Annotated in this window: 13 protein-coding genes; 1 reads left to right on the top strand and 12 read right to left on the bottom strand. The window is 68.3% G+C overall.

Annotation, left to right across the window (positions count from 1 at the left end):
* The first annotated feature begins 73 nt into the window (after window positions 1-73).
* Window positions 74-1,339, top strand: a complete 1,266-nt coding sequence (locus AWC18_RS02250; RefSeq protein ID WP_064998991.1) for a cytochrome P450 — start codon at window positions 74-76, stop codon at window positions 1,337-1,339.
* 80 nt (window positions 1,340-1,419) lie between these two features.
* Here the strand turns inward: AWC18_RS02250 and AWC18_RS02245 are convergent, their stop codons facing one another.
* The 12 genes from AWC18_RS02245 to dxr all read right to left on the bottom strand — a co-directional run bounded on the left by AWC18_RS02245 (window position 1,420) and on the right by dxr (window position 14,301).
* Window positions 1,420-2,196 (bottom strand): 3-oxoacyl-ACP reductase, encoded by a 777-nt coding sequence (locus tag AWC18_RS02245; RefSeq protein ID WP_085137369.1) that lies wholly within the window; start codon window positions 2,194-2,196, stop codon window positions 1,420-1,422.
* Complete coding sequence (locus AWC18_RS02240; protein WP_085137367.1) at window positions 2,193-3,557, bottom strand: aldehyde dehydrogenase family protein; 1,365 nt, start codon at window positions 3,555-3,557, stop codon at window positions 2,193-2,195. Before AWC18_RS02240 ends, AWC18_RS02245 begins: the two co-directional genes overlap by 4 nt.
* Window positions 3,554-4,300, bottom strand: a complete 747-nt coding sequence (locus AWC18_RS02235; protein ID WP_234806404.1) for a gamma-glutamyl-gamma-aminobutyrate hydrolase family protein — start codon at window positions 4,298-4,300, stop codon at window positions 3,554-3,556. The genes AWC18_RS02240 and AWC18_RS02235 overlap by 4 nt, the downstream gene beginning before the upstream one ends.
* The gene (locus tag AWC18_RS02230; RefSeq protein ID WP_085137364.1) at window positions 4,287-5,651 is read right to left on the bottom strand and encodes a glutamine synthetase family protein; all 1,365 of its coding nucleotides are present in this window, start codon (window positions 5,649-5,651) and stop codon (window positions 4,287-4,289) included. The genes AWC18_RS02235 and AWC18_RS02230 overlap by 14 nt, the downstream gene beginning before the upstream one ends.
* A 93-nt stretch (window positions 5,652-5,744) precedes the next feature.
* Window positions 5,745-6,308, bottom strand: coding sequence for an alpha/beta fold hydrolase (locus tag AWC18_RS02225; RefSeq protein ID WP_085137362.1), 564 nt, complete (start codon window positions 6,306-6,308; stop codon window positions 5,745-5,747).
* Between the two features lie 81 nt (window positions 6,309-6,389).
* Window positions 6,390-7,247: a type I methionyl aminopeptidase gene (map, locus tag AWC18_RS02220; RefSeq protein ID WP_064998996.1), complete on the bottom strand. Its 858-nt coding sequence runs from the start codon at window positions 7,245-7,247 to the stop codon at window positions 6,390-6,392.
* Window positions 7,248-7,269: 22 nt separating this feature from the next.
* Entirely contained in the window at window positions 7,270-7,833 is a 564-nt protein-coding gene (locus AWC18_RS02215; RefSeq protein WP_064999040.1) for a DUF1707 SHOCT-like domain-containing protein, read from the bottom strand.
* 66 nt (window positions 7,834-7,899) lie between these two features.
* Window positions 7,900-9,720 carry a penicillin-binding transpeptidase domain-containing protein gene (locus AWC18_RS02210; protein WP_085137360.1) on the bottom strand — a complete coding sequence of 607 codons (1,821 nt, stop codon included), beginning with the start codon at window positions 9,718-9,720 and terminating at the stop codon, window positions 7,900-7,902.
* A gap of 119 nt (window positions 9,721-9,839) precedes the next feature.
* Window positions 9,840-10,691: a GNAT family N-acetyltransferase gene (locus AWC18_RS02205; protein WP_064998998.1), complete on the bottom strand. Its 852-nt coding sequence runs from the start codon at window positions 10,689-10,691 to the stop codon at window positions 9,840-9,842.
* A 55-nt stretch (window positions 10,692-10,746) separates the two neighbouring features.
* On the bottom strand, window positions 10,747-11,898 hold the full coding sequence (ispG, locus tag AWC18_RS02200) for a flavodoxin-dependent (E)-4-hydroxy-3-methylbut-2-enyl-diphosphate synthase (RefSeq protein WP_064998999.1): 1,152 nt from the start codon (window positions 11,896-11,898) through the stop codon (window positions 10,747-10,749).
* 13 nt (window positions 11,899-11,911) lie between these two features.
* Window positions 11,912-13,129: a M50 family metallopeptidase gene (locus AWC18_RS02195; RefSeq protein WP_085137358.1), complete on the bottom strand. Its 1,218-nt coding sequence runs from the start codon at window positions 13,127-13,129 to the stop codon at window positions 11,912-11,914.
* Complete coding sequence (gene dxr, locus AWC18_RS02190; protein WP_064999001.1) at window positions 13,126-14,301, bottom strand: 1-deoxy-D-xylulose-5-phosphate reductoisomerase; 1,176 nt, start codon at window positions 14,299-14,301, stop codon at window positions 13,126-13,128. Before dxr ends, AWC18_RS02195 begins: the two co-directional genes overlap by 4 nt.
* Between the last annotated feature and the right edge of the window lie 3 nt (window positions 14,302-14,304).

The following is a 14,304-nucleotide window of genomic DNA, read 5'->3' as shown; positions in this document are numbered from 1 at the left end:
CACCCATGCCATCGTCTGGTCCAGACTGTGACATGACACCTGTCAAGTTTTCGATGACCGCGAGGAGTGCCAAGTGAGCGCGCCGACCACCCACCGCAACAGCAGCGAGCACGGCCGAGTACTCGCCGACCCCCAGGCCTACACCGATAATGAGCGCCTGCACAGCTCACTGGCCTGGCTGCGCGCCAACCAGCCGGTGTCGTGGGTGGACGCCCCGCCGTACCGGCCGTTCTGGGCAGTCACCAAGCACGCCGACATCATGGACATCGAGCGCGACAACGAACTCTGGATCAGTGAACCGCGTCCGATGCTGCTGCAGGCAAAGGTCGAGGACCGGGTCAAAGCCGACCAGGATGCCGGCATCGGACTGCGCACGCTGATCCACATGGACGACCCGCACCACCGGGACATCCGCAAGATCGGTGCGGACTGGTTCCGCCCCAAGGCCATGCGCGACCTCAAGGTCCGCGTCGACGAACTGGCCAAGCGCTACGTCGACCGGATGGCCGAGATCGGCCCGGAGTGCGACTTCGTCAGCGAGATCGCCATCAACTTCCCGCTGTACGTGATCCTGTCACTGCTGGGCCTGCCCGAGGAGGACTTCCCGCGCATGCTCAAGCTGACACAGGAGATGTTCGGTGGCGAGGACGCCGATCACCAGCGCGGCCAGGGCGGCGCAGAGGACATCATGGCCGTGCTGCTGGATTTCTTCAATTACTTCTCCGCCCTGACCGCCTCGCGGCGGGCCAACCCCACCGGGGACTTGGCCTCGGCCATCGCCAACGGCCGTATCAACGGCGAACTCATGTCCGACATGGACACGCTGTCCTACTACGTCATCGTCGCCAGCGCCGGCCACGACACCACCAAGGACGCCATCTCGGGCGGGCTGTGCGCGCTGGTCGAGTACCAGGATCAGCTCGAGCGTCTCAAGAACGACATGAGCCTGATACCGCTGGCCGTCGAGGAGATGATCCGCTGGTCCACGCCGGTCAAGCAGTTCATGCGTACCGCCACCCGCGACACCGAGGTGCGCGGCGTGCCGATCCCCAAGGGTGAGTCGGTGCTGCTGTCCTACGTCTCGGCCAACCGCGACGAGGACATCTTCGACAACCCATTCACGTTCGACATCGCCCGCGACCCCAACAAGCACCTGTCGTTCGGCTACGGCGTCCACTTCTGCCTGGGCGCGGCTCTGGCCCGCCTGGAGCTCAACAGTCTGTTCACCGAACTGGTGCCGCGCCTGGAGTCCATCGAGTTCGCCGGCACACCCGAACTGTCGGCGACCACGTTCGTCGGCGGTCTCAAGCGCCTTCCGGTGCGGTACTCGATGCGCTGAGATTGGGGCTTCCTGCCGTCGACGTGCAGGAAGCCCTCGACCGTGGCGCGCGAGAGCCCTAGCCGGACCTCGCCACGTGCTTACAGCGGCGTGACGTAGGCGGAGCTGATCCCGCCGTCGACCAGGAAGGTCGAGCCGGTGATGAAGGATGCGTCATCGCTGGCCAGGAATGCGACCGCGGCCGCGATCTCCTCCGGCTCGGCGAACCGGCCCACCGGTACGTGCACCAGCCGGCGCGCGGCGCGCTCGGGGTCGGCGGCGAACAGCTCCTGCAGCAGCGGGGTGTTCACCGGCCCGGGGCACAGCGCGTTGACCCGAATACCCTGGCGGGCGTACTGGACCCCGAGCTCTCGCGACATCGCCAGCACGCCGCCCTTCGAGGCGGTGTAGGAGATCTGGGAGGTGGCCGAACCCATCACCGCCACGAACGACGCGGTGTTGATGATCGATCCCCGGCCCGCGGGCGCCATGTGCCGCAGCGCCGCCCGGCAGCACAGGTACACCGACTTGAGGTTGACGTCCTGAACCCGTTGCCAGGCAGGCAGTTCGGTGGATTCGATCAGGTCGTCGTCGGGAGGCGAGATGCCGGCGTTGTTGAAGGCGATATCCACCGAGCCGAAAGTCTGCGCCGCGGTGTCGAACAACGCATCGACCTGGTCCTGATCGGAGACGTCGACCTGAACGAACAGGCCGTCGAGCTCATCGGCGGCCGCAGTGCCCGCCGCCTGGTCGAGGTCACCGACCACGATCTGGGCACCCTCGGCGCGCATCCGCCGCGCGGATGCAAAGCCGATTCCACCACCGGCACCGGTCACCACGGCCACCCGTCCGGCCAGGCGTTGGGTCAGATCGGTCACTGCGTCTCCTTCACTGCGATGAATACGTTCTTGGTCTCGGTGAATGCCAGCGGTGCGTCCGCACCCAGCTCCCGGCCCAACCCGGACTGTTTGAAGCCGCCGAACGGCGTAGTGAAACGCACCGAGGAGTGCGAATTCACCGACAGATTCCCGGCTTCCACCGCGCGTGAGACGCGCAGCGCCCGGGACAGGTCGTTGGTCCAGATCGAGCCCGACAACCCGTAGACGGTGTTGTTGGCCATGGCGATGGCGTCAGCCTCATCGTCGAACGGCAACATGGTCACCACCGGGCCGAAGATCTCCTCGGTGACGCATCGATCGGTGGCCGCGGGCGTCAGGACCGTCGGCGGGAACCAGAAGCCGGGGCCGGTGGGGGCCTGACCGCGGAAAGCGACCGGCGCGTCGTCGGGCACGTAGGAGGCCACCTTCTCCCAGTGCGGGCGCGACACCAGCGGGCCCATCTCGGTGTCGCGGGACGCCGGGTCGCCGACCACGACACCGGCGACCGCGGGCTCCAGCAATTCCATGAAGCGGTCATAGACGCTGCGCTGCACCAGGATCCGGCTACGCGCGCAGCAGTCCTGCCCGGCGTTGTCGAACACACCGTACGGCGCGGTGGCCGCCGCCTGCTCCAGGTCACAGTCGCCGAACACGATGTTGGCGCTCTTGCCACCGAGTTCCAGCGTGATCCGCTTGACCCCGGCGGCACCGGACTGCAGCACCCGGGTGCCGGTTGTGGTGGATCCGGTGAACACGATCTTGGCCACGTCCGGGTGGGTGACCAGGCGCTCCCCCACGTCCGCGCCACGGCCGGGCAGCACCTGCAGCAGATCGTGATCCAGGCCCGACTCCACCGCCAGCTCCGCCAGGCGCAGCGTGGTCAGCGGTGTCCATTCGGCGGGCTTGATCAACACCGCGTTTCCGGCGGCCAGGGCCGGCGCGAAACCCCACGCGGCGATCGGCATCGGGAAGTTCCACGGGGTGATGATCCCGACGACACCGAGCGGCTCGTGGAAGGTGACGTCGAGCCCGCCGGCGACCGGTATCTGCTTGCCGGATAACCGCTCCGGACTCGCGGCATAGAACTGCAGCACGTCACGGACATGTCCGGCTTCCCATTCGGCAGCCGATACCGGATGACCGGAGTTGGTGACCTCCAGCGCGGCCAGCTCATCGATGTGGGCGTCGACCACCGCGGCGAAGTCCCGCAACGCGGCGGCTCGCTCGGCCGGGGCGCGGGTGGCCCACCGCTTCTGGGCAGCCTGTGCGCGGCGCACCGCGTCGTCGACCGCTGCGGCTTCGACGTGCTCGACAGTGGCGAAGACCGCACCGGTGGCCGGGTTGATCAGTTCGTGGATCATCTGCTCACCTGAGCCTGCTCATACTTCACCGCCGCCTGCACAACCGCGGCGAACAGCCGCAGGTCGTCCGGGGATTCCTCGGGATGCCACTGAACCGCCAGCACGAAGTCCTCTCCAGGTAGTTCGATCGCCTCGATGACCCCGTCGTCATCGCGCGCACTGACCCGAAGTTTCGCACCCACCTCGGCGATCGCCTGATGGTGGTAGCACTGCACCTGGCAGGTCTCGCCGACGAGTTCGGCCAGCCGGCTGCCGGGCACGGTGCGCACCGGCATCGGGGTGAAGACACCGTTGCCCGCGCGGTGCCCGGTGTTACCGATGACGTCGGGCAGGTGCTGGTGAAGCGTTCCGCCGAGGGCCACGTTGAGCACCTGGGCGCCACGGCAGATGCCCAGCACCGGCATGCCGCGCCGTAACGCCTCGGTCAACAGGGCGAACTCCCAGGCGTCCCGGGTGGAGTCGGGCCGATCCGTCTCTTCGTGTGGCGTCTGCCCGTAGGCGATGGGGTCGACGTCGCGACCGCCGGTGACCACCAGGGCACTCAACCCGGCGAGCACACGTGCGGCGATCTCGGGCGTGACCGGCTGCGGCGGCAACAACACCGCGATGCCGCCGGCGGCGGTGATGCCCTGGATGTATTGGCCGGGAAGCAGACCCGCCCGAACATCCCAGACCCCGAACTTGGCTCGGTCGAGATAGGTGGTCAGTCCGACCACGGGGCGTGGGGGGTCAGAAACGTTCAAAGCCCCGGACCCTCTCCCAGTCGGTGACCGCGGTGTTGAACGCGTCCAATTCGACGCGGGCGCTGTTGAGGTAATGCTCGACGACCTCGTCACCGAACGCCTTGCGCGCCACCGCCGATTCGGCGAACTGTGCCATGGCCGCGCCCAGCGTCGTGGGCAGGTGCGGCAGCCCCGCCCGGTAGGCGTCACCCTCGAAGGGCTCGGGCAGCGAAAGGTCGTTGTCGATGCCGTGCAGCCCCGCCGCGATCAGCGCCGCCACCGCCAGATAGGGGTTCACATCGCCGCCGGGCACCCGGCACTCCACCCGCATCGAGTCGCCTCCGCCCAGAACCCGCAGCGCACAGGTGCGATTGTCCAGGCCCCACGCGATCGCCGTAGGCGCGAAGCTGCCCCCGACGAATCGCTTGTAGGAGTTGATGTTCGGCGCATAGAACAGGGTCAGGTCGGGCAGCGTGTCCAGCACCCCGGCCAAGAAGCCGCGGAACAGCGCCGACATACCGTGCGGTGCCGCCGGATCGGCGAACACCGGCGCTCCCTCGGTACTGCGCAATGACAGGTGCACGTGGCAGCTGTTGCCCTCGCGCTGGTCGAACTTGGCCATGAACGTCAGGCTCTTGCCGTGCTGGTCGGCGATCTCCTTGGCGCCACTCTTGTAGACGCTGTGGTTGTCGCAGGTGGTCAGCGCCTCTTCGTAGCGGAAGGTGATCTCCTGCTGGCCGTTGTTGCACTCTCCCTTGACGCCCTCACAGCGCAGGCCTGCTCCGGTCATACCCAGGCGGATGTCGCGCAGCAGCGGCTCCAGCCGAGTGCCGGCGACCAGGCCGTAGTCGGCGTTGTAGTCCGTGCCCGGTGTCAGCCCGCGATACCCGCTGGCCCACGCCTGACGGTAGCTGTCCTCGAAGACCAGGAACTCCAACTCCGTTGCGGCATAGGCCACCAGCCCGCGCTCGGTCAGTCGAGCGATCTGGCTTGCCAGAATCTGGCGGGGTGCCACCGCGACCGGGCCACCGTCCGGCCAGTGCGCGTCGGCCAGCACGTGCGCGGTGCCGGGCAGCCATGGAATGCGGCGCAGCGTGGCGAGGTCGGGTCTGAGCACCAGGTCGCCATAGCCGGTTCCCCAGTCCGCGATGGAGTAGCCCGGGACGGTGTTCATCTCCACGTCGACGGCCAGCAGGTAGCTGCAGGCTTCCATGCCGTGTCCGGCGACCTCGGCCAGGAAATGTTCGGCCGCGACCCGCTTACCGACCAACCGGCCCTGCATATCGGCGAATGCCACCACCACGGTGTCGATCTCGCCGGAGGCGACCAGTTCTTGCAGCTCTGCCTGGGAGAGCATCGCGGGCCGGGTCATTGTGCTCCTTCGCCGACGACGGTCGTCCCTGACATTTGAGTGCTGTCAGGCTACCCGCCCGCGCTCAGCCGACGATCTCCAGCTGACGAAAAGTCACCAGGTGCTGGCTCGCAACACGATCTCCATGGCGAACTGCGCGGTGAACTCACTCGCGCTGCGCCGGCCGGGCAGTGTCACCAGGCGGTGATCTCCGTAGACGAACCGTTGGCTGGCATTGGCCACCGACGCCGTGGCACGGGTACTGACCAGCACAGTGGTGTTGATCTCCACCGGAGGGCACCGCTCGTCGCGAACCGCACCGTTGAGGTCCGGCGCGCGGGGATGACCGCGGTCGAGCGCCACCAGGCCGGTGAAGCGATCCGGGCGCGTCGCGGCAAGCTCCCAGGCATTGTCAGCACCGGTGCGATCTCCCACCAGCACGCCGCACTGCACGCCCAGCGAATCGAGGATGCCGATCACCGACTTGGGCGTCAGACGCGGGTCGGCACCGATCACGATGGTGCGCAGTGACGCGGTGTGCAACCGCTGACAGACCGCGTCGTACGCGGTGAGCGGGTGCTGGGCCGCGGCGAGCACGACCACGACCGGCCCGTTCTGCGGGCCTGCCACATCGACCGGGATCGGGAACCCGTCGATGGTCATCATCGTGCCCGGCATCTGCGCAACGCTACAGGCCCTCGCGCGGCAGGGGGCGCTTTTGGCAGGCCCCTCAGCGGGCCAACAGACAACAGCCACCGGTCATGGCAGGGTCAGTATCTCGGCTCCATCGTCGGTGACCACCAGAGTGTGCTCGAACTGGGCGCTCCACTGCCCGTCACTGGTGACCACGGTCCAGTCGTCGTCCCAGATCTCGTAGTCCAGGCTGCCGAGGTTGATCATCGGTTCGATGGTGAACGTCATCCCCGGCTCGATGATGGTGTCGACTTCGGGTTGGTCGTAGTGCAGGATCACCAGGCCATTGTGGAAGGTGGTGCCGATCCCGTGACCGGTGAAATCCCGGACCACGTTGTAGCCGAACCGGTTCGCGTAGGACTCGATCACCCGACCGATCACCGACAGTGCGCGGCCCGGTTTCACCGCCTTGATGGCGCGCATGGTGGCCTCGTGGGTGCGCTCGACCAGCAGCCGGTGTTCTTCTGAGACGTCCCCGGCCAGGAAGGTGGCGTTGGTGTCGCCGTGCACGCCGTCGATGTAGGCGGTGACGTCGATGTTGACGATGTCGCCGTCGGCGATCACCGTCGAGTCCGGGATGCCGTGACAGATGACTTCGTTGAGCGACGTGCAGCACGACTTGGGAAAACCCTTGTAGCCCAACGTCGATGGATATGCCCCGTGGTCGATCATGTACTCGTGGGCGATGCGATCCAGCGCATCGGTGGTCACCCCGGGCGCCACAGCCTTGCCCGCCTCGGCCAGTGCACCCGCGGCAATTCGGCATGCCACCCGCATCTTCTCGATCACCTCGGGCGTCTGCACCCACGGTTCGGACCCCTCGGCAGCCGTGGCACGGCCGACGTATTCCGGACGCGGGATCATGCGGGGTACCGGCAGCGTCGGAGACAGCACGCCGGGGGAAAGCGGGGCACGAACAGGCATCACGCCAGCTTAACGGAGCTGGTCAGTGCCGCCAGCGCAGCTTGCGCCGAGGACCCCTGATGTCCACCGAGCCGCACACCACGCGGCCGGTCAGCACCAGGTGCGGAGTGCCTTCGGCGGGCGGGTCGGTGCGGCGATCGCGGGCGCTGCCGCCGTAGACCTCGACATCGTCGATCGAGGCACTGGCACCGTCGGGCAGGCGGATGTCGACCGAGCCGAATCGCATGTCGAGTTCGATCACCACGACCGGTCCGGCGAACCGGGCCTTGGTGAGGTCGAGGTCGACCGAGCCCAGGCGCCGCACCAATGCCAGCCGGGTCGGCACGATCCATTCCCCGTGACGTCTGAGCGACCCCGCCCAGCCGCGCAGCTCGACACGGTCGGCGGCCGAGGTCACGATGGCGCGCGGGCCGGGCAGATCACCGATCAGGGTGTCGAGCTCCGAGCGCATCCGCGCCTGCGACACCTGGGCCGCGCGCTCCTCGAACTCCCCGATGTCGATCAATCCGAGGGAGACGGCGTTGTGCAGGCGGCGCAGCGTGCCGTTGCGGTCCGCATCCGAGATCCGCAGGGCCATGTCGGCCATGTCGTCGCTGAGACCCGTCACGGCTTCTCAATTTACCGGCGTCGGCCGGGCCGTGCCGCACAGCGGTCAGAGCAGGAAGTTGTCCGGCAGCGAGTCGAACATCACCTTGGTCATCCGGACCGCGTACTGCGAGCTGCCGCCCCCGACGATCAGCGATGCGAAGGCCATGTCGCCGCGGTATCCGGCAAACCAGGAATGCGAGCCGCCGGCGAATTCGGCCTCCCCGGTCTTGCCATAGACCGGGCCGCAGCCGGCGATGTCCCGTGCGGTTCCGTCGGTGACGACCAGCCGCATCATCTCGCGCAGCCCGTCGAGTATCTCCGCGCTCACCGGGGGCACCGCCGGGCCGTTGACCGCCGTCGGCCGGCCTTCGATCAACTGGGGCACCGGGGTGCGTCCTGCGGCCACCGTGGCCGCGGCCAGGGCCACACCGAAGGGGCTGGCCAGCACCTTGCCCTGACCGAATCCGTCCTCGGTGCGCTCGGCCAGATCCACTGTCGGCGGAACCGAACCGGTGACGGTGGTGATGCCGTCAACCAGGTAGTCCACCCCAATCCCGTAGCGGCTGGCCGCCTGCGACAGCGCCCGCGGCGGCATCCGGCTGGCCAGCTCGGCGAAGGTGGTGTTGCACGAATTGGCGAAGGCCCGCGACATCGGCACCAGGCCCAAGTCGAACCCACCGTAGTTGGGGATGGTGCGCTGACCGATGTCGAGCTCACCGGGACAACCCACCATGGAGTTCGGCCGCACCATGTCCCGTTCGATCGCCGCACCCGCGGTGACCATCTTGAACGTCGAGCCGGGGGGATACAGGCCGCTGGTCGCCACCAGACCGTCCGCATCGGCGGCGGCGTTCTGTGCGACGGCGAGCAGTTCACCGGTCGACGGCTTGATCACGACGATCATCGCCTTGTCGCCGCGGGTGTTGACCGCGTTCTGGGCGGCGCGCTGCACCGTTCGGTCCACGCTGATGGTCAGCGAGGGGGCCGGGGCCGGATCGACCTCGTGCAGGACCGCCACGTCGACGCCGTTCTGGTTCTCGCTGACGACCCGCCAGCCCGCGGCACCTTCGAGCTGGGTTCCGACCGCCTTCTTGACCTCGCTGAGCAGCATCGGCGCGAAGTGGTCATCGGTGGGCAGCAGGTCGGCCTGCGGGGTGATCACGACTCCGGGCAGCGCGCCGATCGCTGCCTCGACCCGGTCGTGGTCGGCTTTGCGCAACGTGATCAGGTCGAGTGGCGTCGCCGAGGAGCTGGCCTGCTCGGCCAGTCGCTGCGGATCGCCCAGTGCCTCGTCGAAGCCCCGCAGGGTGTCGACCACCGCACCCGCGGTGCGCATCAGGTTTCGTCCGGCCCGGGTGGCGTCCAACTGGTAGCGGTACACGTAGCCCGGCACCAGCACGTCGGTGCCGCCCGCCTCGTTGACGGCGGCACGGCGCGGGGGGTCGGCGCGTAACGCGAAGGTCTGGTGCTCCCCCAACTTGGGGTGCAGGTCGGTCGCCGTCCAGCGGACCATCCAGCGGCCTTCGTTACGGACCATCTTGAGCTGGCCATCGTAGGACCAGGTCCGGTTCTTCGGCAGCGCCCAGGTGTAGCGATAGGCGACGCTGCCGGTGTCGTCGTTGTAGCGCGCGCCGAGCAGTTGGGCGTCCAGATGTTCGGCCTGCAAGCCCGCCCAGGCGGCGTTGAGGGCACTGCGGGCCGCGGACGGGTCGTCGCTGAGCTCGGCGGCGGCCGCGGTGTCGCCGGCGCCCAGTGCGGCGAAGAACAGCTCTGCGACAGGCCCTGGGCCGTCGGGGCGCGGTGTGCAGGCGGCCAGTCCGGCTGCGGTCAGCAGCACTGTCACCAGACCCGTGACGCGTGTGACGAATGAGCGTGCAGTTGTCATTGGGGCTGATGTTACGAAACGGACACGGTCGCCGGGCGGAGGCGCACCGCGCCGGCGGTCATAGTGTTCGCCGCACGAACTTTTGCCGCGCCGGTCGCGGGGATTTGGAGCCCCGCAGATCAGTCGAGCAGCACGGTCGCGAAGGTGCCGACCTGGGTGAAACCCACGCGCTCATAGGTGGACCGCGCCACCTCGTTGAAGTCGTTGACGTAGAGGCTGGCAATGCGCCCGGTGCCGACGAGCACCGCTGCCAGCATGGCGGTGCCGCCGGCTCCCAGCCCGTGTCCACGTCGGTCCGGATGTACCCACACACCCTGGATCTGCCCCACCGTCGGCGACTGGGAACCCACCTCGGCCTTGAACACGACCTCGCCCCGCTCGAATCGTGCCCAGGCGCGGCCCGCCGCGATCAGGTTGGCCACCCGGCGGCGGTAGGCGCGGCCGCCGTCGCCGGCCCGCGGATCCACCCCGACCTCACCGATGAACATGTCGACGGCGGCCACCAGATACGCGTCGAGCTCGTCGGGACGGACTTGGCGCACTTCGGTGTCCATCGGGCACGCGGGCATGGAGTGCAACGCCATCAACGGTTGACTCTCGCGCACGTCACGGGCCGGACCCCAGGAGTCGGCGAGACGCTGCCACATCGGGACCACCAATTCGGCTCGTCCCACCAACGACGAGCAACGCCGGATGGCACCCACCGCCTTATCGGCGAAGGCGGTGAGATCGGCTGCGGTGCCGCGCAGCGGGATCAGGTTCGCGCCCGCGTAGCACAGGGATTCCGCCACGCCGCCGCGCGTCCACAATTCGCCGCCGATCATCCGGGGATCGACCCCGTGATCGGCGACCCGGGCGGCGACCATGCACGAGCCGATCGGATCCTCTTCGAGCACCCGCCAGACCGCAGCGGCGTCGCGCGCCACAGACACCCGTCGCTGGTCGAGACGGAACTCGGATGGAGCCGACATAGTGACTCTTTCTGGCGAACTCAACCGTCGCGCGGGTACGGCGATCCGGCTGCGTTCAGCTTACGGCGACGGTGGGCGAACCGCCGGGAGATCCCTCCCCCATCTCGGCGGCCAGGCGCATGGCCTCCTCGATCAGCGTCTCGACGATCTGCGCCTCGGGAACGGTCTTGATCACCTCACCCTTGACGAAGATCTGGCCCTTGCCGTTGCCCGACGCCACACCCAGATCCGCCTCACGAGCCTCACCGGGGCCGTTGACCACACAGCCCATCACCGCGACCCGCAGCGGGACGTCGATCCCCTCCAGCCCGGCGGTGACCTCGTTGGCCAGCCGATAGACGTCCACCTGAGCCCGCCCGCACGACGGGCACGACACGATCTCCAGACCACGCGGCCGCAGGTTGAGCGACTCCAGAATCTGGTTGCCGACCTTGACTTCCTCCACCGGCGGCGCCGACAGCGACACCCGGATCGTGTCCCCGATGCCGCGCGACAACAGCGCGCCGAACGCCACGGCGGACTTGATGGTGCCCTGGAAGGCCGGGCCCGCCTCGGTGACACCCAGGTGCAGCGGGTAGTCGCATCGCTGCGCCAGCAGCTCGTAGGCGGCCACCATCACGACCGGGTCGTTGTGCTTGACGCTGATCTTGATGTCGCCGAAGCCGTGCTCCTCGAACAACGACGCCTCCCACAGCGCGGACTCCACCAACGCTTCCGGAGTCGCCTTGCCGTACTTGGCCAAGAACCGCTGGTCCAGCGAACCCGCGTTGACGCCGATCCGGATGGGGATGCCGGCGGCGCCGGCCGCCTTGGCCACCTCGCCGACCCGGCCGTCGAACTCCTTGATGTTGCCCGGGTTCACCCGGACCGCGGCGCAACCGGCGTCGATCGCGGCGAAGATGTACTTGGGCTGGAAGTGGATGTCGGCGATCACCGGGATCTGGCTGTGCCGGGCGATCTCGGCCAGCGCGTCAGCGTCCTCCTGGCGGGGGCAGGCCACCCGCACGATGTCGCAACCGGAGGCGGTCAACTCCGCGATCTGCTGCAACGTGGCGTTGACGTCGTGGGTCTTGGTGGTGCACATCGACTGCACCGGGATGGGATGGTCGCTGCCCACCCCGACCCCGCCGACCATCAGCTGGCGCGTCTTGCGACGCGGCGCCAGCGTGGGCGGAGGGGCAGCCGGCATTCCCAGGCCGACGCTCATGAGGGGGCTCCTATCAAAACAGCCGGATCGGATTGACCAAGTCGGCAGTCACGGTGAGCAGCATGTAACCGACAACCACCACCAACACTACGTAGGTGGCAGGCATCAGCTTGAGATAGTTCACCGGCGCCGCCGCGACCTTCCCGCGGGCCGACCTGACCATGTTGCGCAGCTTCTCGTACAGCGCGATCGCGATGTGCCCGCCGTCGAACGGCAGCAGCGGCACCAGGTTCAGCACGCCCAGGATGAAGTTCAGCTGGGCCAGGAAGAACCAGAACGCGACCCACAGCCCGTGATCGACGGTGTCGCCGCCGATGATCGACGCGCCCACCACGCTGATCGGGGTTTCGGGGTCGCGTTCCCCGTGCGGGTTGCCGATGGCGTGCATCAGCGCGCCGACCTTGGACGGGATGTTGGCCAGTGACTTGCCCAACAGCACCGACAGGTCCCCGCTGAAGGCGAAGGTGGCCGGCACCGCGGTGAGCGGGTTGTACTGGGTCGGGCCGAATTGGGCGGCGCCCACCCCGATCGCGCCGACGGTGCTGGGCACGGCCTCGCGGCCGGGGCCGTCGGCGATCCAGCGCTGGGTGGGTGTCACGTCGACGTACTTGGTGAGCGTGGTGCCCTCGCGTTCGACGACGATGGGTGTCGTGCCGTGCTGCTTGCGCACGGCCGTGGCCATCTCCTCGAAGGTCGACACCGGGGTGTCGCCGACCTTGACGACGACGTCGCCGGACTCGATGCCGGCCAGTGCCGCCGGGCCGGGCCCCGAGCAGGTACCCAGCTCACCCTTGACGACTTCGGGTGCCACACAGGCTGTTTCGCCGATGACGGCAGTGGTGGGAGCGTGCAGGTTCGGCAGGCCCCAGATCACCGCGATGGCGTAGACCAGCACCAGGCCGATGACGAAGTTCATGGCGGGGCCGGCGAACAACACGGCCACTCGCTTCCACGTCTTCTGCTTGTACATGGCGCGGTCGACCTCGTCGGGCGCCAATTCCTCCACCGCGGTCATACCCGCGATGTCGCAGAAGCCGCCGGCCGGGACGGCTTTGAGGCCGTATTCGGTCTCGCCGCGGCGCGTCGACCACAACGTGGTTCCGAAGCCGACGAAGTAGCGGCGCACCTTCATGCCGGTGGCCCGCGCCACCCACATGTGGCCGCATTCATGCAGCGCCACCGAAACCAGGATGGCCAGCGCGAACAACGCGATGCCGACCGCAAACATCATCGAGTGCTTCCGACCTTTCTTGTAGCTATCGCCTCGACGGCGCGAGCCGCTCGTTCTTTGGCCCAGCGCTGCGCATCGAGTACCTCATCCACGGTAGCGGGTTGCGCGGCCCACTGGTCGGCAGCGCTCAGGACCTCGGCGATCGTGGCCACGATATCGGGGAAACCGATCCGGCCGGAAAGGAAGGCTTCCGCGGACTCCTCATTGGCGGCGTTGTAGACCGCGGTCATGCAGCCGCCGATCTGACCGGCGTGGCGGGCCAGCTGCACCGCCGGGAAGACGGCGTCGTCGAGGGGTTCGAATTCCCAGGTGGAGGCCGTGGAGAAGTCGCAGGCCGCGGCCGCCCCGGGCACCCGCGCCGGCCAGCCCAGGGCCAGCGCGATCGGTAGCCGCATGTCCGGCGGGCTGGCCTGGGCGATGGTCGAGCCGTCGGTGAAGGTGACCATGGAGTGCACGATGGACTGCGGGTGCACGACGACGTCGATGCGGTCGTAGGGGACGCCGAACAGCAGGTGGGTTTCGATGAGTTCGAGTCCCTTGTTCACCAGGGAGGCCGAATTCAGCGTGTTCATCGGGCCCATCGACCAGGTGGGATGCGCTCCGGCCTGCTCGGGTGTGACGTGCTGAAGATCCGCTGCGCTCCAGCCGCGGAACGGCCCCCCGGACGCGGTGAGCACCAATCTGGCGACCTCGTCGGGAGTGCCGCCCCGAAGGCACTGCGCCAGCGCGGAGTGCTCGGAGTCCACCGGCACGATCTGCCCCGGCTCGGCAGCCGCCAAGACCAGCGGGCCGCCGGCGATCAGTGATTCCTTGTTGGCCAGGGCCAGCCTCGCCCCGGTTTCCAGCGCGGCCAGCGTGGGCCGCAGCCCGAGCGCGCCGACCAGTGCGTTGAGAACCACATCTGCCTCGGTCTCGTACACCAGGCGGGTGACGGCGTCGGGCCCCCGGTAGGGGGCCTCCAGCGACTCGCCCACCTGCGCGTCGGCGACGGCGATGTTGGCGACCCCGGTCTCGGCGCGCTGGGCGGCCAGCAGTTGCGGGTTACCGCCTCCGGCGGCCAGCCCGACGATCTCGAAGCGGTCCGGGTTCGCCGCGACGACCTGCAACGCCTGGGTTCCGATGGAGCCGGTGGAGCCCAACAGCAGAACTTTGATCCGGCGGCCCGTGCTCACCCA

The organism is Mycolicibacter nonchromogenicus (genome assembly GCF_002101775.1).
Lineage (GTDB): Bacteria > Actinomycetota > Actinomycetes > Mycobacteriales > Mycobacteriaceae > Mycobacterium > Mycobacterium nonchromogenicum.
Note: the sequence above shows the minus strand (reverse complement) of the source record. Positions and strands in the feature narration are given on the sequence as shown.

Coding starts and splice junctions, on each gene's coding strand:
- AWC18_RS02230 (WP_085137364.1), bottom strand. CDS start 5,651: ATGACCCGGCCCGCGATGCTCTCCCAGGCAGAGCTGCAAGAACTGGTC.
- AWC18_RS02205 (WP_064998998.1), bottom strand. CDS start 10,691: ATGTCGGCTCCATCCGAGTTCCGTCTCGACCAGCGACGGGTGTCTGTG.
- map (WP_064998996.1), bottom strand. CDS start 7,247: ATGCCTGTTCGTGCCCCGCTTTCCCCCGGCGTGCTGTCTCCGACGCTG.
- AWC18_RS02215 (WP_064999040.1), bottom strand. CDS start 7,833: ATGGCCGACATGGCCCTGCGGATCTCGGATGCGGACCGCAACGGCACG.
- AWC18_RS02225 (WP_085137362.1), bottom strand. CDS start 6,308: ATGCCGGGCACGATGATGACCATCGACGGGTTCCCGATCCCGGTCGAT.
- AWC18_RS02195 (WP_085137358.1), bottom strand. CDS start 13,129: ATGATGTTTGCGGTCGGCATCGCGTTGTTCGCGCTGGCCATCCTGGTT.
- AWC18_RS02210 (WP_085137360.1), bottom strand. CDS start 9,720: ATGACAACTGCACGCTCATTCGTCACACGCGTCACGGGTCTGGTGACA.
- ispG (WP_064998999.1), bottom strand. CDS start 11,898: ATGAGCGTCGGCCTGGGAATGCCGGCTGCCCCTCCGCCCACGCTGGCG.
- AWC18_RS02240 (WP_085137367.1), bottom strand. CDS start 3,557: ATGATCCACGAACTGATCAACCCGGCCACCGGTGCGGTCTTCGCCACT.